The organism is Paenibacillus sp. FSL L8-0470, from assembly GCF_038008625.1.
Lineage (GTDB): Bacteria > Bacillota > Bacilli > Paenibacillales > Paenibacillaceae > Paenibacillus_AQ.
This window is the reverse complement of sequence record NZ_JBBOZM010000001.1, coordinates 6,434,988-6,454,574: the sequence shown is the minus strand read 5'-3', so window position 1 is coordinate 6,454,574 and position 19,587 is coordinate 6,434,988. Positions and strand designations below refer to the sequence as shown.

Here is a 19,587-nt window from a genome sequence, read left to right as displayed (position 1 = left end):
CCAAAAGGGTTACCGGGGCAGCCGCTTAAGTCCAGTCGGAAGTGGGTAAAATTTGTACTAAATGTAGGGTGCGTCTGGCCGGGACGCAGAGCTTCATCGTTCCTTTCGGGTTGACTGGAGCCTTGCTTTGCCCTTGGAATTTTGCAAATGGCTATGCGGAACCATATAGTTAAGCTATTGAGCTTGCCCTGTAGTTCTTCCGGCAAGCCTTTTAAGGAGAGGTGCTGGAATGGCTAAAATCCGATACAATAACGTCGATAATGTCAGTACAGACAAAACACTCAAGGAATTCCGCCAGTGGCGCGAGGAACGCCGCCGCAAGAAGAAGGATTATACCTATAAAGTGCCAAACCATCCGCCGCAGGTATCTTATCTGGCCGGGAACCGGCTGGAGACCACAATCACCTGGATCGGGCACTCGACTTTTTTTCTGCAATATGAAGGGATGAACATTATTACCGACCCGATATGGGCGCGGCGGCTCGGCTTTGAGAAACGGATCGGTCAGCCGGGCATCCCGCTGGGTGAGGTTCCGCCGGTTGATCTGATTCTGATCTCCCACTCTCACTACGACCACCTCCATATTGCCTCCATCCGCAAGTTATACCGGACAGGTACAACGCTCGTTGTACCTGTGGGCCTGAAGCGGAAGATGCTGCGCAAAGGGTTCGCCAACTGCCTGGAGATGCAGTGGTGGGAGGAGCTCACGCTGGGGGCGGTTAAGCTTACATTTGTGCCAACCCAGCACTGGACCCGGCGGACGCCGTTCGATACGAATTCGTCTCATTGGGGCGGCTATGTGCTGGAGCCTGCCGACCCCGGCAAACACCCGAAAGGGGAGGGGGACAGAGCAAAGCCGAAGCTTCCGCCGAATCTATATTTTGCCGGAGACAGCGGCTTCTTTCCGGGCTTTAAGGAGATCGGCAGCCGGTTTAAGCTCCATGTCGCCCTGATGCCGATCGGGGCTTACGAGCCGGAGTGGTTTATGAATTCGCAGCATGTGAATCCCGAAGAGGCGGTTCAGGCCTTTATAGATGTAGGAGCAGAATTGATGATCCCGATGCATTTCGGCACCTTCCGGCTGGCTGACGATACGGCGCGGGAAGCGCTGGACCGGATGGAGCTGGCCCGTGAGGCTCATGGAATCCGTGCAGAACGTATCCGCACACTGGGTTACGGTGAAACATTGGTGGTGCATCCCGAAGAGCGTGATTCCCGCCAATAGCCCGGCCGGGCAAGCGGCGAACGCGGATTTTCCGCAATTCGGCCTATTTGATGTTGGATGCTACGGATCTCTGTATTTTGCCAAGAAACGGCCAGTTTGCTTGAAAAAGACGGCAAAGCAGTTCCTTCTTGGGCCTCTTTTGCTTGATTTTATGCTATAATGAGCCGAAACCCTAAGTGAAAAGGATGGTAATGCTTAATGATTAGCACAAGCGGCGTAACACTCCGCTACGGAAAACGCGCACTATTTGAGGATGTAAACATAAAATTCACACCCGGCAACTGCTACGGCTTGATCGGAGCGAACGGGGCCGGCAAATCGACGTTCCTGAAAATTTTGTCCGGTGAAATTGAAGCAAATGTCGGGGACGTGCATATCACCCCCGGTGAACGGCTGGCGATACTGAAGCAGAACCATTTCGAGTACGATGAATTTTTGGTGCTGGAAACGGTAATTATGGGGCATACCCGTCTTTATGAGATCATGAAGGAGAAGGATGCGCTGTACGCCAAAAGTGATTTCACAGAGGCTGACGGACTGCGCGCCGGCGAGCTGGAAGGCGAATTCGCTGAACTGAACGGCTGGGATGCAGAGCCTGATGCTGCCGCCATGCTGATCGGACTTGGTATTATGCGTGAAATGCATGACAAGAAAATGGCCGAACTCAGCGGTAACGAAAAGGTACGGGTGCTGCTTGCGCAAGCCCTGTTCGGACGTCCGAACAACCTGCTGCTCGATGAGCCTACCAACCATTTGGATCTTGAATCCATCGGCTGGCTGGAGAACTTCCTGATGGACTACGAAGGCACCGTTATCGTCGTATCCCATGACCGTCACTTCCTGAACAAGGTATGTACACATATTGCGGACATCGACTTTGGCAAAATTCAAATGTATGTCGGCAACTACGACTTCTGGTATGAGTCCAGCCAATTGGCCCAGGCCCTGCAGCGCGACTCGAACAAGAAGAAGGAAGACAAGATGAAGGAGCTGCAGGCATTTATCCAGCGTTTCTCGGCCAATGCCTCCAAGTCCAAACAAGCGACTTCGCGTAAGAAGCAGCTGGAGAAAATTACTTTGGACGACATCCGTCCCTCCAACCGGAAATATCCGTTCCTCAACTTCAAGCCGGAACGTGAAGCAGGCAAGCAGCTGCTTACCATCAGCGGGCTGAGCAAATCCGTTGAAGGCGAGAAGCTGCTCGATGAAATCAGCTTTGTGGTGAACAAAGGGGATAAGATCGCTTTTGTAGGTCCATATTCACAGCCTAAATCATTGCTGTTTGATGTCATCATGGGTGAGAAGGAAGCGGATGCAGGTGAATATGCATGGGGAGTAACAACAACCCAGGCCTATTTCCCGAAAGACAACTCCAGCTATTTCGACGGGGTAAACATGAACCTGGTAGAATGGCTGCGCCAATATTCCAAGGATCAGGATGAAACCTTCCTCCGCGGATTCCTCGGCCGGATGCTGTTTGCCGGTGAAGAAGCGCTGAAGAAAGCAAGCGTTCTGTCCGGAGGCGAGAAGGTCCGCTGTATGCTGGCTAAAATGATGCTGAACGGTGCGAATGTGCTAGTGTTTGATGAGCCTACCAACCACTTGGATCTGGAGTCTATCACGGCGCTGAATAACGGGCTGATTGATTTCGACGGAACCATTTTGTTCACTTCGCATGACCATCAGTTCATCCAGACGATTGCCAACCGTATCATCGAGATTACCCCTACCGGAGTTATCGACCGCTCGATGAGCTATGATGAATATTTGGAGAACCCGGAAATTAAGGAAATGCGCCAGCGCATGTATCCTGTGGAAGCTTAAGAGATAACTGAAAGAATGAACAGTAATTCGTTCATAGCAAAACGGCTGCGTTACCCCTATGAGGGATAACGCAGCCGTTTATGTTCAAATACAGTGTGAAATGCGACTTGCACATGCCATAATCCTAAGAACCACCTGTACGGCGGCGCTGATTGTTTGGCTTCTTGTTATTTTGACTCTTTAAAGGCTTCGCTGAACCGGCTTGAAAGGAAGAACCCGGTTTAGCGGATGACTGCTGTTTCTTCTGTTCCAGCTTCTGGCGGATGGCATCAGCCAAGTTGATCTTTGGTTTATCATTACTTTCGCTCATTATGTTAACCCCCTTATAAAGCAAGTCCTTTACTTTATTCTAATTGTTTTTAAATGCAGTCACAAGGGCAAGAATAAATCAAAGCATGATTTACCGGAGGGGTAGTAAAGAAACCGGGTATAGGGGGGGACAGGAATTGGCCGATATTTATGAAGATATACGCAAAGGTGAACGGGGGGCCTTGATCAGCATTATTGCTTATCTTATTCTCTCCTCCTTAAAGCTGGTCAGCGGATACTTGTTCGCTTCCAGCGCGCTGCTTGCAGACGGATTCAATAATCTGACGGACATTGTCGCTTCACTAGCTGTACTAATCGGACTGCGCATCTCGCGGAAGCCGCCTGACTCGGATCATACGTACGGGCATTTCCGCGCCGAGACCGTAGCTGCATTGCTGGCATCCTTTATTATGGCTATGGTCGGAATTCAGGTTATTGTAGAAGCGGTCCGGTCTTTATTCGAAGGAGCCAAGGAGGTGCCGCAGCTTTGGTCAGCAGGTGTGGCGGTATTGTGTGCGGTTGCCATGATGGGAGTATATATCTATAACAAGCGGCTGGCGAAGCAGATTAACAATAGCGCACTCATGGCTGCGGCTAAGGACAATTTTTCCGATGCAATGGTAAGTATCGGTGCTGCTGTAGGGATCGTTGGCGCACAGTTCGGACTGCCGTGGATCGATTCCGCTGCTGCGGTTGCTGTCGGTCTGCTGATTTCCAAGACAGCTTGGGATATTTTTCGTGATTCGACATACCGGTTGACTGACGGCTTTGATGAAGATAAGCTGCTGGATTTGCGCAGCACGATTGCCCGGACGCCGGGTGTGGAAGGGATCAAGGACCTCAAGGCCCGTGTTCATGGAAATCATGTGCTGGTGGATGTTGTCGTGGAAGTGGATGCCGGAATCACCGTATTGGAAGGTCATGAGATCAGCGATTCCATTGAAGATAGAATGAGCAAATTGCATAATATAATGAATGTGCAGGTCCATGTAGAACCTAAAGGTTAAAAATTCTTAATTTCTTCTAGTTATCTGTAATTTCCACCAAATCCAAGGAGAATTCAAGACTATAGACCTGGTACTTACCATAAAGTGGCAAGCTTTTTTGTGAAATTTGGAGCATGTTCCAATTCCCGGCTAAGCCTATAATGAGGGCAGAAAGCAACAAACGTAGCGCGCGCCGTTGTTGATTTTCTCATTTTGCTAAGCGGGGGAACGCTATGATCACATCACATAAGCAGATTGCAGCAACGTTACTGGTCTCAGCATCACTTGCAGTATCATTGGGAGTTTTCAGCCCGCAAAAAGTGCAAGCAGCTTCGGTTTCTTCAGATTTCGCAGTGACAGCAACGTCTGGATTAACCGGTACTATACAATCTTCAGTTCGTCTGCGCACGAACGCTTCCACAAGCGGTAGTGTGCTTCGTTATTTAAACGAAGGTGAACAGGTAACAATTTTGGAACAACCGAATAGCTACTGGTACAAAGTCAGAACTTCGGATGGAACGGTTGGTTATACCAGCGCGGGAGAGCAGTATATTCGAGTGGTTTCGGGATCTGGAAATATAACTTCCGGACAGACAGGGGTTATACAAGCTTCGGTCCGTCTTCGGGAACTGCCTTCTACAAGCGGGAAAATACTGGGGTATTTAAATAGAGGCGATCAAGTAGCTATTCTGGAAGAAACGAACAGTTACTGGTACAAAGTAAAAACTGCAGACGGAACGGTAGGCTATACAAGTGCTGCAGACCAATATATCTCGGTAGGTGGCGGAACGTCTACTCCAGCTCCAACGCCAATACCGACACCAACACCAACACCAACACCGAATCCAACACCAGCGCCAGATCCAACGGCTCCGTCACAATCAGCAGTGATTGAACGGGTCATTGCTGCGGGCATGGGTTATCTTGGAACTCCCTATGAGTTCGGATCAAGCAGAAGCGACACGAGCACTTTCGATTGCTCCGACTTTATCCGGCAGATCTTCATAGATGCAGCTAATTTGAAACTGCCTGCTGATTCACGTCAACAGGGAGCCTGGGTACAGCAGAACAGCAACACTGTCACAGATATTTCCGCCCTGAAACGCGGGGATCTGATGTTCTTCATGGATTACAAAGGTAGTTCAGTTTCTGCTTATGCAGGCATCGACAAATCTGCGGCAAGAATTTCACATGTAGCCATGTATCTGGGTGACGGACAAATGCTGCAAACGTATTCCGTATCTTCAGGCGGGGTACGGGTAGATAAATTAAGCGCTTCTTGGGTGAACCGTTTCCTTTACGGAGGTTCGGTCATCCGCTAAATATAAATGCATACAGGAAGCGACAGCATCGCAAGTTTGTGACGGGTGAACTAGGGCGGATGTTTTGTAGGGCTATCCCATCAGTAGAATTTTCTGCTGAGGGATAGCCTTTCCTGTGTTTAGGGCATGCAAGAAAAAAAGCCCGTCAGGACTTTTGGATGTCCGCAGGCTGTTTCACTATACACCCTCATAAGGGTGTATCTATACTAAAAAGGCAAGTCCCCGCATGGCTATGTATGAGTTTGGGAGCGGGGCGCTGACCGTAAAACTGATTTATGGAGTGATTACATAAGCGGAGGCGGGAACCTTCATCCAGCGCATGCCCAACCAGGTGTATATCTCTCTCCATTCATTGCCGTTCGAATCAACCAGGATATTTCCTGTAGTGTCAAGGGTTTGAGCGCCGAGAAAACCCGTAGCAACGGGGCTGTTCATGGAAGCGTAGAAAGGTGTTGCTTTTGTCAAAATAATCTGAGGAGTTGCTGGTCTAAGGTCTGATTGTGTGATTACTGTCTCAAACCGGGGGCTGTAAGTCGTTTCCGTTACAGTTGTTGTGTTGGTTACTTCTGCAGCTGAAGCCGTTGCGGCTATGGAAGCCATAAGACCCATTGCTACTGTTAAGCTGGCTAATTTTTTCATTGTGATTCCTCCCAGAGTTGGTTTTGCGTATATTTACCATGTTTGCGATGTGTTAATAAGCTTGTAAACAAAAAGTGGATACAATGAACCAACCCCTTCGTTTTTTATGAAAACTATCGTGAACAGAGGAATGAAGGCGACTTACGGGTGACAATCCGTATGGAAAGGCCTATACTTTCTGCATGGTGAATATGATGTATGGAGGGAAAAGGGGGGAGGGAGCTCTGGCATAATCAGACAGCGGCAATCGCTGCTATACATAAATCAGACCCGAACTCCTTTTCGGAGTCCGGGTCCTTAGCACCTGTAATGTGATGTCGTTTTTAATGTTCTTTTACAGTTACAATGATCTTCCTCTGCGTCCTGTAAAGAGCGAAACTATGAACAGCACGAGGAAGATAAAGAACAATACTTTAGCGATTCCTACTGCCGCCCCTACGATATTAAAGAAACCGAATACACCGGCAATCAATGCAATTACCAGCAGAATTACTGACCATTTCAACATGTGATGTCATCCTTTCTGTGTGGTGATGTAGTCAATTTAAACGGGCCGCTCCCCTTTGAAACAAAATAGGAGAGGTAGTCTTTAAGTCGCTTGACAAGCTGTTTCGGCCTAAGTAAGTAAGGGTAACTATGCAGTATCAAGGCAGAGCAAGCCGACATTTATGATTTGGAAGGGGTTTTCGTAATGATCATTGAACTTAGCGTTGCACTTGTTGCGATTGCATTCACCGTACTCGTTTTCTTTTTAATTAAAACCTTAAAATCAGCGAAAGAATCCCTCGACAAGGTCAGCCAGACTCTGCAGGAAGTCCAAAAGACGGTGGATGAGCTTACTTATGAAGTAAAAACAACCGTCAGACATGCCAATGATATTACGGCCGACGTCCAAGGCAAGATCCAAAAGATCGATCCTATTATGGATTCAGTGAAAAATCTTGGCGATGTAATGAACGAATTGACGCTTACCGTGAAGCAGGTATCAGTGACTGTGATTGAGAAGTACCGGAAATCACGCGAGCTTAAGGAGAAAGCCAAAGCCGTCTCCATTGAAGATGCTCCGCTGACACCTGCCGAAGAACGGACAGTGAAATCCTATGATGCCGCATATGCCAAAAAAGGTTCGGGGAAAATAGGAATGGCGCTTAAAGGCGTTGACGCTGCAGCTACTATATGGCAAAAATTCCGGCATTAACTAAGTAGGCGGCAGTGAGAAAGGCGGGATGATTCCATGAACATTGTCATTCTTTTGCTAAGTCTTCTCTCTCCATATTTAACACCGTCTCCGCAGAAGGACCATGTCCCTGCCGCCCTTTTTACCATGCAGCCGCCAGTGGTGTTGGCCATTGAACGCAGTATGGGTGTAAGCCCTTATATCAGCAGCTTTAATTCTTTGGCAGGGGCATCCCTATATATGTCGGAGGAAGAACTGCTGCTGGCTAAAGGTTCGCCGCTTAGCATTGCTCCTGATCCCTGGCAGGAATGCCTGGAGTATCAGTACGCCGATATGTCGGCAGGAGTTTGTGGAGGGGTCGTGCTGTATGTTCACGTAACGCCGGCACAGGCCGGGCAATACGGATTGCAGTTGAATGAAGAAAAACTGGATCCGGCGCGAAACAATTTTCAAGAGCTGCTGGGAACTCCGGATTTTGTAGCTGAAGACGGCGATGTCTATTTAAGAGGAAGCGCTGCGCTGAAGATTTACCGCAATCCGCAGACAGGAGAATGGGAAGGTATCGATTTATTTGATGGAAATTCCTCCTGATCTGTTTCACGGTCCGTAAATAAGGTTAATGAAGGAACAGTTGTCTCATTTGGCATTATCCTCATTAATCTAACCATAGGAGCGTGATTTCATGGATTCAATCGGTACACAGGCGTATGCCAAGCTACTGGAAAATGGTGTTCAGGCGATCGAAGAAGTGAATCGGCTGCGCAGCAGCGGCTATTCCAGAGATGACATTTATGTCATTAGCCACGATCAGGTCCGTGAGGGCCGTATCGTTGATGCTGCAGATACTAATGAGGTCAGTCTCAGTGAAGAAGGGTTATTTGGCGCGATTGCCAATCTTTTCCGTTCGCGGGGGGATGCGCTCCGTTTCAAAATTACTTCACTGGGTTTTAGCAGTGCAGAAGCAGGCTTCTACGAGAAAGAGCTTGATTTAGGCAAGGTTCTCGTCATCGCCAAAAGAAACCCGCAATAAACGCCGGTTTGTTTATGAGAACCTATAGCCCAATAGCGTAACCTCCAGCTCCACTATAATTAGTGGGGCTGGAGGTTACTTTGTTGAATGCTGATACAATATATTACTCTACTAGTAGATTGTTGGCAATTGGAAAGACGGCGTTCAAATATCGTATGATAGAATTATAGATGTAAGGGATTTGTACGGCTCTAATACTAATCGTGCGAGGTGAAGATGCTTGAGAATTTTAATCGTAGATGACAATCCGACTAACGTAATCATTATCCGTGAAATCCTGAAAAAAGAAGACTATCGAAATTTCATAACAGCATCATCCGCCAAAGAAATGCTGAAACTGCTTGGCATTGGAGGCGAAAAGAAAGGACCGCTGCAGTCGGATATCGATTTAATTCTGCTGGATATGATGATGCCAGAGATGGATGGAATCGAGGCTTGCCGTGTGGTTCAACAATATGAGCATCTAAAGGATATTCCGATTATTATGGTTACCGCTGTGGGGGATTCCAAGAAATTGGCCGAGGCACTGGATGCCGGAGCTGTGGATTATGTTACGAAACCGATTAACAAGGTTGAACTTATGGCGCGTATCCGGCTGGCGCTCCGTCTCAAGCGGGAGAAGGATTGGCATAAAGAGCGGGATCAGCGGATGCAAGATGAATTGAAGCTTGCAGCACTTGTGCAGAATGCTGTACTCAGTTTGCCAATTACGGATGAGGTTTTGGAGGCGCATGCCATCTATCAGCCTTCCGCTGAACTGGCTGGGGACCTGTATGCCTGGTATCCGCTGGGAGACAGCAGGTATGCCGTGATCCTGCTGGATATGATGGGACACGGGATCTCTTCGTCGCTTTTCTGTATGTTCCTGGCCTCTGTGCTTAAGGATACTGTGACTACGTATGTGGAGCCGGAGAAGGTAATTCAAGAGCTGAACCGGCGGTTTAACCAGCTCTATATCGAGAAACAGCTGGTTCAGTATTACTTTACCGCGATTTACCTTGTGATTGATACGCGAATGAAGCGAATTGACTATGTAAATGCCGGACATCCGCCGGCGCTGCTCTTTGAAGGCAACGCCAAGAAACCAGTGCTGCTGGAGAGCAACTGCCATCCGGTCGGGTTGTTCGACCGAATTGATATTCAACCGCAGAGTTTGAGTTTCGAAGAGGAAGGGCATCTGGTAATGTACACTGACGGTCTACTGGAAATGGCCCCAGGTGAACAGGAAGAGCAACTGGACTTTATGATCGGGAATCTGAACGGGGACCACGAATGGCGTGAAGAGGTTATGCAGGAGGCTTTTTTCACAGATGAAGCGGATCAGGAACGAGATGACGACAAATGCCTGGTGTGGATCACGCTGAAGAAAGGAACGGATAAGGAATGAAGATAAAGGCCAAGCTGCTGATCGGCTTCAGCGCGATGCTGGCAATTATGTTGGCACTTACGCTGATTGGATACGATCGGCTTAATTATATGAGCAACCAGCTAGACGGCTTTCAGGACAGGTACAGCAAGGGACGTGCTATTTCCGGACTTCGGGGCGAAGTCAATGATATGGCGCGAATCCTGACCACATCGATGCTGAATGCCGATACGCTGTCTGTGGGAGCCCAGAAAACTGAGATAGACGGCAAAGTCATTAGGGCGGAAGGATATTTGAAGACCATAGAAGCTTCGATGAGTGCTGCGGAGGAAATGGAGTTTTTGAGCCGGATTAAGAAAGCTAATTCCGCTTACCTGAACTATCAGAATAAAGCGTTGGAGATGCTTACAGCCGGTTATTTTCAGAATGCCAACACCTACCGCAATACAGAGGGACAGGCCATTCAGAACGAGGTGCTGGACAGTCTGAATGCCCTCGCTGATTACAATGCCTATCAGATGACCGAAGAAAATGCCATCGCGCAGAAAGCTTATGAAAGATCCATTCAAATGGTAACGCTGATTATGATTGTGGGGCTGCTGCTTGGACTTGGTGTCGTCCTTTGGGTGATTCCAAGCATTACGCGCGGTCTTAATGTCGTTTCCATGATGATTACTAGCTTCGGAAACGGCAAGATGCGGGCGATCCGCAGGCTCAAGGTAGTCTCTAAGGATGAAATCGGTGATGTAGCCCGAGTATTCCAGGAGATGGCAGAGGACATCGAACAAAAGCAGCAGCTGGAAAAAGCTTATGCGCAGGCTCAGAGCGATCAGGCCTGGCTGAATGCGAATATCGCACAGGTAACAGAATTGCTGCGCGGCGTCAGTTCACTTGATCAGGTGTCGCAGACCTTTATCAACGAGTTCACTCCTGTGCTGGGAGCCCAATACGGAGCGGTTTATTTGAAGGATAGCAACAATCCTAATCTGCTCACTGCAAGCGGCTATTATGCCGGTGAAGGGGGCGACAAGCCGAAAGAAGGGTTTGAAATCGGCCAAGGGCTTATCGGACAAAGCGCGCTGGATAAGAAGCCGATCAAACTCACAGAGGCTCCGGACGATTATATTTCCATTTCCTCAGGTTTTGGCGATTCCCATCCTCAACATATATCTATTTATCCGTTGTTGTTTGAGGATGAACTGCTTGGCGTTGTTGAATTTGCCTCCTTTACGCCATTCACAGCGCTGCAGAATGAATTGCTGCATCAACTGACGAATAATCTCGGTGTCATCCTGAACAATATCAGCCGCAGACTCGTGGTGGAGGAGCTGCTGCGCGAATCACAGGCACTCACGGAAGAACTGCAGTGCCAGTCGGAGGAGCTCCAGACCCAGCAGGAAGAACTTCGCCGCTCCAACGAGAATTTGGAGGAGCAGACCGATGCGCTTAAACGTTCGGAGGAGCTGCTGCAGCGGCAGCAGGGGGAACTGGAGCACTACAATAGTGAACTGGTATCCAAAACCCGCGCGCTGGAGGATCAGGTCCAGGAGGTTGAAGAGAAAAAGGATGAGATTGAGCACGCCCGTGTCCAGTTGGAGAAGCAGGCGATGCAGCTTGCTGTAACGAGCAAATACAAATCGGAGTTCCTGGCCAACATGTCCCATGAGCTGCGGACTCCGCTGAACAGTCTGCTCATCCTTTCGCAGCTGCTTACCGAGAATAAAGAAGGCAACCTGTCGGAAAAGCAGGTTGAATTCGCGCACACGATTTATATGTCCGGTGCGGATCTCCTGAAGATGATTGATGAAATCCTTGATCTTTCCAAGGTCGATGCAGGTAAGATGGAGCTGAATTATGAAGAAGTTCCGCTGACGGAGCTCAAAACCTTTGTGAAACAGAATTTTGCTCCTCAAGCCCTTAAGAAAGGGCTGTCTCTGCGTCTTTCCTTTAATGAGCCGCTGCCGGACAGTTTATTTATAGACAGTCATCGCCTGAAGCAAATTCTGCGAAATCTGCTGTCCAATGCCTTTAAATTTACCAGCGAGGGTTATGTAGGATTTGAGGTAAGCCGTGCAGTGCCTGCTCAATTGCCGTCCTTCCTTCCGCCGGAGTATGACTATGTTTCCATAGCCGTGAAAGACAGCGGTATCGGGATTCCTGCAGACAAGACAGATATCGTATTTGAGGCGTTCCAGCAAGTGGATGGTACGACCAGCCGCAAATATGGCGGCACCGGTCTTGGCTTGTCGATCAGCCGTGAATTAGCACGGTTGATGGGCGGTGCCATCGGGCTGGAGTCGCGTGAGGGACAAGGTAGCACGTTTACGCTGTATCTGCCGGTCCAAGGGAATTACAGACTGCTTCCTGGGGCGGTTGAGGCGGCAGCGGCCCAAGAGGCGGCGACACTGGCAGAATACGTGGAGGAACTACAACCTGCTAAATCCGGAGATATCATACCTGCCCCGCTTCATCCAGTGATAGTGGAGGATGACCGTGAGAATTTGACGGCAAATGATAAGGTTCTGCTCATTGTTGAGGATGATGAAAGTTTTGCTAAAATATTGCTCGATATGGCCCGCGGACGCGGCTTTAAGGGATTGGTGGCGCTGCAGGGGGATATCGGGCTGCAAATGGCCAAATCCCACCTGCCGGATGCGATTATTCTGGACATCCAGCTGCCGGTTATGGATGGCTGGGCGATACTCAGAGAGCTTAAAAGCGCATCACAGACGCGGCATATTCCTGTTCATGTCATCTCTGTGAATGATGAGATGAAGCAGGGCCTAATGATGGGTGCGATGGCTTACTTGAGAAAACCTTCGACCCGGCAGGCGCTGGAGCGGGCATTCTCACAAATTGAGAGCTACACAGCCAGTACCCTGAAGCATCTGCTGATTGTCGAGGATGACGAAATTCAGCGCCGTTCCATTATGGAGCTTATCGGCCATGATGATGTCGCCATTACGGCGGTTTCAACCGGACAAGAAGCTCTCGGTGAACTGCGTAAGCAGAAATACGACTGCATGGTTCTCGACCTGATGCTTGACGATATGAACGGCTTCGAACTGCTTGATCAGATCCGCGATGATGAGGAACTGAATGATCTGCCGATCATTATCTACACAGGCAAGGATCTGGACAGCAAGGAAGAGACGCAGCTGCGGAAATATGCTGAGTCGATCATTATCAAGGATGTGCGCTCGCCGGAGAGACTGCTGGATGAGACTACCCTGTTCCTCCACCGGGTAGAAGCCAATCTTCCGGAGGATAAGCGTAAAATTCTGCAAAAGCTGCACAATAAAGAAGAGCTGTTTGAGGGGAAAAAGATTTTACTCGTGGATGATGATATCCGCAACGTATTTGCCCTCTCCAGCGTACTGGAAGAATACCACATGGAAGTGAAGTTCGCAGAGAATGGCCGTGAAGCACTCGATATGCTGGTCGAACAGGAAGATTTTGATCTCGTGCTCATGGATATGATGATGCCGGAAATGGACGGATATGAGGCGATGCGCCGGATCCGCCAGATGCCGCAGTATCATAAATTGCCAATAATCGCGCTTACGGCCAAGGCAATGAAGGAAGACCGGGCCAAGTGTATTGAAGCAGGAGCCTCGGATTATATGAAGAAACCGATCGGTACCGATCAGTTACTTTCCTTAATGCGCGTTTGGTTGTATTCGTAAGCGTAAATTTGGGGTAATAGCATTACAGCACCAACAAACAACAGACCGGAAATACGGCAAATGCAAGGGAGCCTTGATAACATGACAGCTATGGAACGGGGATATGATGAGGAGCTCACCCAATCGGGAAGCAAGCAGGAGCTAGAGCAGATTGAAATTGAGCTGCTTCTGAGCGGCGTGCATCGCTTGTATGGATATGATTTCAGAAATTACGCCATGCCTTCTTTGAAACGGCGTATCTGGCATCACGTCCATGCCGAGAATGTGCCGAGCATATCTGCGCTGCAGGAGAAGGTGCTGCATGACCGCGCCTGCTTTGAACGGTTCGTCTACAGCCTTTCCATCCCCGTGACGGAAATGTTTCGGGATCCAGGCCTCTTTTTAACTTTCCGCCAAAAGGTGATCCCGTTGCTGAGAACTTATCCTTATATCAGGATCTGGCATGCAGGCTGCTCCACTGGCGAAGAGGTATACTCCATGGCGATTCTGCTGCACGAAGAAGGGCTCTACGACAAGGCGCGCATCTATGCCACTGATATGAACGAACGCTCGCTGCAGCAGGCTAAGGAAGGTGTATATGAGATCGGTAAGATGAAGCAGTATACCAAGAATTATATGGAGGCGGGCGGGACCCGCGCATTCTCTGAATATTATACAGCGAAATACAATTCAGTCATTCTACAGCCGTACTTGCGTAAAAATATTATCTTTGCAGAGCATAATCTGGCAACAGACACCTCATTCAACGAATTTAATGTCATTTTTTGCCGGAATGTCATGATCTATTTCAATGATGAACTTCGCGACCATGTGCACGGCTTGTTCTATGAGAGCCTCAGCCGGTTCGGAGTACTGGTGCTCGGTTCCAAAGAATCTATTCACTTCACCAGATATAGCGACAGCTACGAGCCACTGGATAGAGTAGAAAAAATCTATCGTAAGAACAAATAGCGGGATAGGAGGGGCCTATGGGGGTTCAAGAACCAATTCATATATTGCTGGTTGACGACCGTCCTGAAAATCTGCTGGCGCTTGAAGCTGTGCTTGAGAGTCAACACTATAAGCTTGTCAAAGCCAATTCCGGCGAAGAAGCGCTGAGATGTCTGTTAAGATATGAGTTTGCGGTGATTGTGCTGGACGTACAAATGCCGGGTATGGATGGTATTGAAACCGCCAAATTAATCAAAGCCAGAGAAAAGACGAAGGATATTCCGATTATTTTTATCTCTGCCAACAGCAAAGAGGCAGAGCATCTGTTCGCGGGATATTCTGCCGGGGCTATTGATTATATGGTCAAACCCTTCATTCCGCAAATCTTGAAGTCCAAGATTGAGGGCTTCGTTAACATGCACTTAACTAACAAGAAACATCAGATGCAGTCTATGCTCCTGCAGCAAAAGACGCAGGAGCTGGAGAAAATCAACGGAGAGCTGGTTAAAGCTAAGGAAGCGGCGGAGATTGCCGCTAATGCCAAAACCGAGTTCCTGGCTATGATGAGCCATGAGATTCGCACGCCGATGAACGGTGTGGTGGGAATGATTGACCTGCTGATGGAAACTGAGCTGGCTCCGGAGCAGAAGGAGTATACAGAGATTATCCGCAAAAGTGCCGATAACCTGATTACGGTCATTAATGATATCCTTGATTTCACGAAGATGGAATCCGGCAAGATGGAAATGGAGGAGCAGTTATTTGAGCTACAGACCACTGTTCAGGAGGTATTTAGCTTATTTTCTGCCGAAGCAGGTAAGAAAAACCTGGAATTAGCCTATTTCATTGATCAGAATCTTCCAAAGCTGATCTACGGAGATATGGCCCGTTTGCGTCAAGTCTTAATCAATTTAGTCGCCAATGCGGTGAAGTTTACCAATCAAGGCGGAGTTTACCTTGTTGCATCCAGCGTGCCAACAGCAGATAATAAACTGGTAGTTGAGTTTACCGTGAAGGATACGGGCATCGGGATTTCTCCGGAAAAATGTGACCGTCTGTTCAAACCTTTTTCCCAGCTTGATTCTTCTATGACACGCAAGTACGGTGGAACCGGTCTCGGGCTGGCAATCTGTAAATCCCTTGTCGGGATGATGGGCGGCGACATACGCGTAGAATCGATGGAGGAGAAAGGGGCGACCTTTGTATTCACCATTCAGGCAGCGTTGCCTGAGGACGAGCTGGCAAGGGGATTTCAAGAGGTGGAGCCATATGAAGACGTGGATAACCAGAGATGGCGGAGAAAAGTCCTGGTTGTAGATGATCACCCGATCAATCAGCGGCTTATGGTCAGCATGCTGGATAAGCTGGGTTATGACGCCGACATCGCCGAGGACGGCAGCCAGGCGGTGGAGCTGGCAATGAAATATGCTTATGATTTTATTTTTATGGATCTGCAGATGCCGGTTATGGACGGTCTGACGGCGACCTCCAAAATCCGGATCAGCCATGGGCCATCCTCCGAGAAGGCGGTCATCATCGCGATGACGGCCAATGTCATGGAGGGTATCCAGAACCGTTGCATGGCTTCAGGCATGGACGGTTATATCAGCAAGCCGCTGAAGCTTAGCAGTATTAAACAAATTATTGCCCGTTATTCAAGACAGGATAGTCACGTCAATGGACGAAATAAGACCCTTTTCAAAACATGAACCAGTATTTGTCAATGATGCAGAATTAGTTTTTTTGTTTCAAACCTAGGTCTTTAGGGTTATTGGTAAAGAAAACATTTAATCAGGAGAGTTGTCTATGAATACACATAAAAGCGAAAAGTTCCATGCAAAAACCGAAACTGAAGGCAGCGTTTGTACCGTTTCCCTGATTGGAGAACTAGATTTGTCTGTTGCTCCCGATTTCCGTTTGGTCATGGAGCCGCTTGTGGGAGATACGGGGCTTGACCTTGTTATTAATCTGAAAGACTTGAGATATATTGACAGCACCGGTATTGGAATCCTGCTCTCGATCCTCAAAGCAAGACACGGGATGGACGTTAAGTTTACCGTTGAAGAAGTTCCGCCGCAAATCCAGAAGCTGTTTGATATGACCGGTATTTCTAAGTTTTTTGCCCCCCAAGAGAATTCCCACTAGGAAAGGACCGAACTAAGGATGAGTGATGACGTGCAAAAAGTAGTTCTTCAGTTACCTGCGAGTGCAGAATATGTCGATATCGTTAGACTGAATTTATATGGCATTGCCTCAAAAATGGGTTTTACCTATGAAGATATTGAGGATATGAAGGTAGCGGTTTCGGAAGCCTGTAATAACTCTGTATTATATGCGTACGGCCAAGAGGATGGTTTGGTCGATGTAATCTTTGAAGTAGGAACAAGTGCCTTGTCCATCACCGTCAAAGATGAAGGGGAGAGCTTTGACGGATTGGATTCGCCCGACGGACGCATTACGCTGCATGATAAAGAGCTGAATGATGTTCAGGTTGGCGGACTGGGATTTTATTTAATGCAAGCGCTCATGGATGACGTAAGCGTCGTGAGTGAAGCAGGGAGAGGGACAGTCGTTACCCTGACTAAGCGGCTTAATTTCAGCGAGGAGAAAGTATGAGTGATAAAGTGACTCCCCCAGAGTCCATGAACGAAGCAGTAAGTTTGATCTGGGAATATCAGCAGACCAAGGATAATGAAATTGCCACCGTGCTGATCAAGAAATATGAGCCGATGGTGAAGATGGCTGCCGGGAAAATTGCCCGCAACCGTCCGGATCTTTACGAAGATCTGTATCAGGTTGGGCAGATGGCGCTTATCCGGTTGCTGCAGCAGTACGATATCAGCTTGGGCATCCCGTTTGAGCCGTATGCGATGAAGAGCATGATCGGGCATATGAAAAATTTCCTGCGGGATAAATCCTGGTACATACAGGTCCCAAGACGGATTAAAGAGAAAGGCGCCCTTGTGCAGCAGGCCATTGATGAACTTACCATCAGGCTGGAACGTTCTCCTGCTGTGGAAGAGATTGCCCATTATCTTGATCTTACTGTGGAAGAAACTGTGGAAGTACTGGCCGGCAGGGAATGTTATCATTACGTATCACTGGATTCACCCCTCTCACAAGAGGAGACGGGCGCTACGCTCGGCGAGCTGATCAGCTCCGAAGCCAACGATTACGAGACTGTGGAGAAACGTATGGATCTCCAGCAGGCGCTGGGCCAGCTTAAGGAGCAAGAGCAGCAGGTGCTGCTGCTGGCGTTCCAGGACGGCCAGTCGCAGCGTGCCATCGCGCAGAAGCTCGGCGTATCACAAATGAGCGTCTCACGGATCCAGAAGCGGGCCACAGAGAAGCTCAAACAGATCATGGCGAACTCTTCCTATTGATTTTTATCGCTAGTCCCCAAGATTAGGACATACCTTATCCCCGCCGGGGAAGGGTATGTCTTTTTTAAATGATAAGAATTTATAGGCTTCACGCCATAAATTATCCTTCTATTTCTCGCTGAAACGAATACCGTCCTTTTGAGGACGGCGAGGCTGTTTCTGCTTGTTTGTTGTATTCAGCCTGAAGCGGACATACACATCCACCCCGCTAAGCAGTCTGTTCAGCAGACTGCTTAGCGGGGTGGATAACGATGCTATCAGTTATTGGCATCAGCTGTTGGCATCAATATACTTTTTGATTTCTCCAAGATATTCACCGATAACGGGTACATCAAGAAACAGGCTAAGAATGTAACCCAGTAAGCCGAGTATCACGAATGTACCGAATGAAAGCCCGAGACCCCGGGATATCCCGGCCATAAGATTCGTAATAATCCGCTTTTTGGGATCCGTATAATTCTCAAGGATATCCTTGAATTCGGATTTTTCCAGTGAATCGGCAATTTTGTCGAGCCTTGCGTTCAGCCGTTTGACTTCATGCCGCAATTCAAAGGGATGCTCTTCGACTTCGTAGGTTTTGGTCTTGCTGCCTGCATCTCCCATAAGGCGTCCCTCTTTCTTTAGCCGTATAAGGGCTTTGATAAAAATGCAGCTTCTTTCGAAGAAGAAGCTGCGCTGCATTCCTCATAACAACAGCCAGCTGCGGTGAGCTGGCTGTTCTCAAATTTAGATCAAGCCGTGAATCACCGTAGTTTAATAAGAGGACTTGTAAGACGCTTTTACTTCCTCTTTGGCATCTTTGGCTTCATCAGCTACCTCTTTAGAGGATGCTTTGGCCTCATCGGCTACATTCTTAGCTTCCTCTGCTACCTCTTTAGATGCATCTTTTACGTCAGAAGCAACATTTTCGGAGACTTCACTGATGGAATGGCCCAGTTTTTTACCTGTTTCCGCCAAGGTGGCAGCAATTTGCTGTTTGCTGTCGCTTACGGTAGTGAAGATGTCGGAGGCTTTGGCCGATACAGTGCTTGCTAGATCGGTCGCTTTTTCTCCAACAGTAGTCGCAATTGTTTTGGTCTTGTCCGTTACGACACCTGCAACCTCTTTGGTTTTGTCTGTAGCCAGCGTAAGCTTATCAGACAAGTCACTGCGCATTTCACGGCCGGGCTTAGGGGCGAACAACAGAGCAGCGGCAGCACCGAGCAAACCACCAATAAAGATTCCTTTGAAAAAAGTGCTTCCGCTTTCTACCGGATGTTCCGTTTCTGCTTTATTCATGATTAATCACTCCTCATTAGATTATGGTATTCCGAAATTAGGCGGCTGCCGTCATTCGAATTCAGGATAGCCTGAAGTATCTTACTTCGTATATAAACGTTGGCGTATAGGCTGAAACAGCAGACAAGCATGGAGAAGAATGGGAGAGACTAGAGCAGGATACGTAAACAAAGGAGAATTTTCCTATAAAAAACAACGAAATATGAAGCTTTACAAATATCCGCATGCGGAAATACGAAAGTTCACACGTGATAGTAAATTGTGAGGTCTTTCCTATAGTCCTGATTCTTTCGGTGTAATCATAAATGATTGACCGGGAAAGGAACAGGGTAAGAAATACTTAATTAAAGCGCCTATAACAATTTAAATCGAGGAGCGGTTTCGACCCGTTAAGCACGGAGAAGGTTCCAACATCTTTGGAGGTGCATGGTT

19 protein-coding genes are annotated in these 19,587 nt (G+C 48.3%); 14 read left to right on the top strand and 5 right to left on the bottom strand.

The window, feature by feature from the left end; translation table 11 throughout:
- Positions 1-229: 229 nt before the first annotated feature.
- Together NST99_RS29400 and NST99_RS29395 are read left to right on the top strand one after the other, a co-directional pair.
- A complete protein-coding gene (locus tag NST99_RS29400) occupies positions 230-1,225 on the top strand; it encodes an MBL fold metallo-hydrolase (RefSeq protein WP_341096439.1) in 996 nt (331 codons plus the stop codon).
- 198 nt (positions 1,226-1,423) lie between these two features.
- On the top strand, positions 1,424-3,049 hold the full coding sequence (locus tag NST99_RS29395; RefSeq protein ID WP_341096437.1) for an ABC-F family ATP-binding cassette domain-containing protein: 1,626 nt from the start codon (positions 1,424-1,426) through the stop codon (positions 3,047-3,049).
- Positions 3,050-3,173: 124 nt separating this feature from the next.
- On the opposite strand, the gene NST99_RS29390 is transcribed toward NST99_RS29395, so the two are convergent.
- Entirely contained in the window at positions 3,174-3,359 is a 186-nt protein-coding gene (locus tag NST99_RS29390) for a hypothetical protein (RefSeq protein ID WP_038596607.1), read from the bottom strand.
- A 136-nt stretch (positions 3,360-3,495) separates the two neighbouring features.
- On the opposite strand from NST99_RS29390, the gene NST99_RS29385 reads away from it, so the two are divergent.
- Both NST99_RS29385 and NST99_RS29380 read left to right on the top strand, forming a co-directional pair.
- Positions 3,496-4,365, top strand: coding sequence for a cation diffusion facilitator family transporter (locus NST99_RS29385; protein ID WP_341096435.1), 870 nt, complete (start codon positions 3,496-3,498; stop codon positions 4,363-4,365).
- 212 nt (positions 4,366-4,577) lie between these two features.
- The gene (locus tag NST99_RS29380) at positions 4,578-5,666 is read left to right on the top strand and encodes a C40 family peptidase (protein ID WP_341096433.1); all 1,089 of its coding nucleotides are present in this window, start codon (positions 4,578-4,580) and stop codon (positions 5,664-5,666) included.
- Positions 5,667-5,939: 273 nt separating this feature from the next.
- Here NST99_RS29380 and NST99_RS29375 read toward each other — a convergent pair whose 3' ends face one another.
- Positions 5,940-6,305: a hypothetical protein gene (locus NST99_RS29375; protein WP_341096431.1), complete on the bottom strand. Its 366-nt coding sequence runs from the start codon at positions 6,303-6,305 to the stop codon at positions 5,940-5,942.
- A 340-nt stretch (positions 6,306-6,645) separates the two neighbouring features.
- Positions 6,646-6,813, bottom strand: coding sequence for a DUF1328 domain-containing protein (locus NST99_RS29370; RefSeq protein ID WP_038596600.1), 168 nt, complete (start codon positions 6,811-6,813; stop codon positions 6,646-6,648).
- Between the two features lie 183 nt (positions 6,814-6,996).
- On the opposite strand from NST99_RS29370, the gene NST99_RS29365 reads away from it, so the two are divergent.
- The 10 genes from NST99_RS29365 to NST99_RS29320 all read left to right on the top strand — a co-directional run bounded on the left by NST99_RS29365 (position 6,997) and on the right by NST99_RS29320 (position 17,877).
- Entirely contained in the window at positions 6,997-7,503 is a 507-nt protein-coding gene (locus tag NST99_RS29365) for a DUF948 domain-containing protein (protein ID WP_341096429.1), read from the top strand.
- Positions 7,504-7,539: 36 nt separating this feature from the next.
- Positions 7,540-8,073, top strand: coding sequence for a hypothetical protein (locus NST99_RS29360; protein ID WP_341096427.1), 534 nt, complete (start codon positions 7,540-7,542; stop codon positions 8,071-8,073).
- A 91-nt stretch (positions 8,074-8,164) separates the two neighbouring features.
- Positions 8,165-8,512: a general stress protein gene (locus tag NST99_RS29355; RefSeq protein WP_341096425.1), complete on the top strand. Its 348-nt coding sequence runs from the start codon at positions 8,165-8,167 to the stop codon at positions 8,510-8,512.
- 220 nt (positions 8,513-8,732) lie between these two features.
- Complete coding sequence (locus NST99_RS29350; RefSeq protein WP_341096423.1) at positions 8,733-9,899, top strand: fused response regulator/phosphatase; 1,167 nt, start codon at positions 8,733-8,735, stop codon at positions 9,897-9,899.
- Positions 9,896-13,564 (top strand): response regulator, encoded by a 3,669-nt coding sequence (locus NST99_RS29345; protein ID WP_341096421.1) that lies wholly within the window; start codon positions 9,896-9,898, stop codon positions 13,562-13,564. Before NST99_RS29350 ends, NST99_RS29345 begins: the two co-directional genes overlap by 4 nt.
- A gap of 81 nt (positions 13,565-13,645) precedes the next feature.
- Positions 13,646-14,515 carry a CheR family methyltransferase gene (locus tag NST99_RS29340; protein WP_038596589.1) on the top strand — a complete coding sequence of 290 codons (870 nt, stop codon included), beginning with the start codon at positions 13,646-13,648 and terminating at the stop codon, positions 14,513-14,515.
- Between the two features lie 17 nt (positions 14,516-14,532).
- Complete coding sequence (locus tag NST99_RS29335; RefSeq protein WP_341096418.1) at positions 14,533-16,203, top strand: response regulator; 1,671 nt, start codon at positions 14,533-14,535, stop codon at positions 16,201-16,203.
- Between the two features lie 97 nt (positions 16,204-16,300).
- A complete protein-coding gene (locus tag NST99_RS29330) occupies positions 16,301-16,639 on the top strand; it encodes an STAS domain-containing protein (RefSeq protein WP_038596585.1) in 339 nt (112 codons plus the stop codon).
- A gap of 18 nt (positions 16,640-16,657) precedes the next feature.
- Positions 16,658-17,110 carry an anti-sigma B factor RsbW gene (gene rsbW / locus NST99_RS29325; protein ID WP_341096416.1) on the top strand — a complete coding sequence of 151 codons (453 nt, stop codon included), beginning with the start codon at positions 16,658-16,660 and terminating at the stop codon, positions 17,108-17,110.
- Positions 17,107-17,877: a sigma-70 family RNA polymerase sigma factor gene (locus tag NST99_RS29320; protein WP_076113333.1), complete on the top strand. Its 771-nt coding sequence runs from the start codon at positions 17,107-17,109 to the stop codon at positions 17,875-17,877. Before rsbW ends, NST99_RS29320 begins: the two co-directional genes overlap by 4 nt.
- A gap of 270 nt (positions 17,878-18,147) precedes the next feature.
- Here NST99_RS29320 and NST99_RS29315 read toward each other — a convergent pair whose 3' ends face one another.
- Both NST99_RS29315 and NST99_RS29310 read right to left on the bottom strand, forming a co-directional pair.
- Positions 18,148-18,480, bottom strand: a complete 333-nt coding sequence (locus tag NST99_RS29315; protein WP_341096415.1) for a DUF5665 domain-containing protein — start codon at positions 18,478-18,480, stop codon at positions 18,148-18,150.
- Between the two features lie 150 nt (positions 18,481-18,630).
- Positions 18,631-19,155 carry a YtxH domain-containing protein gene (locus tag NST99_RS29310; protein ID WP_341096412.1) on the bottom strand — a complete coding sequence of 175 codons (525 nt, stop codon included), beginning with the start codon at positions 19,153-19,155 and terminating at the stop codon, positions 18,631-18,633.
- Positions 19,156-19,587 lie beyond the last annotated feature (432 nt).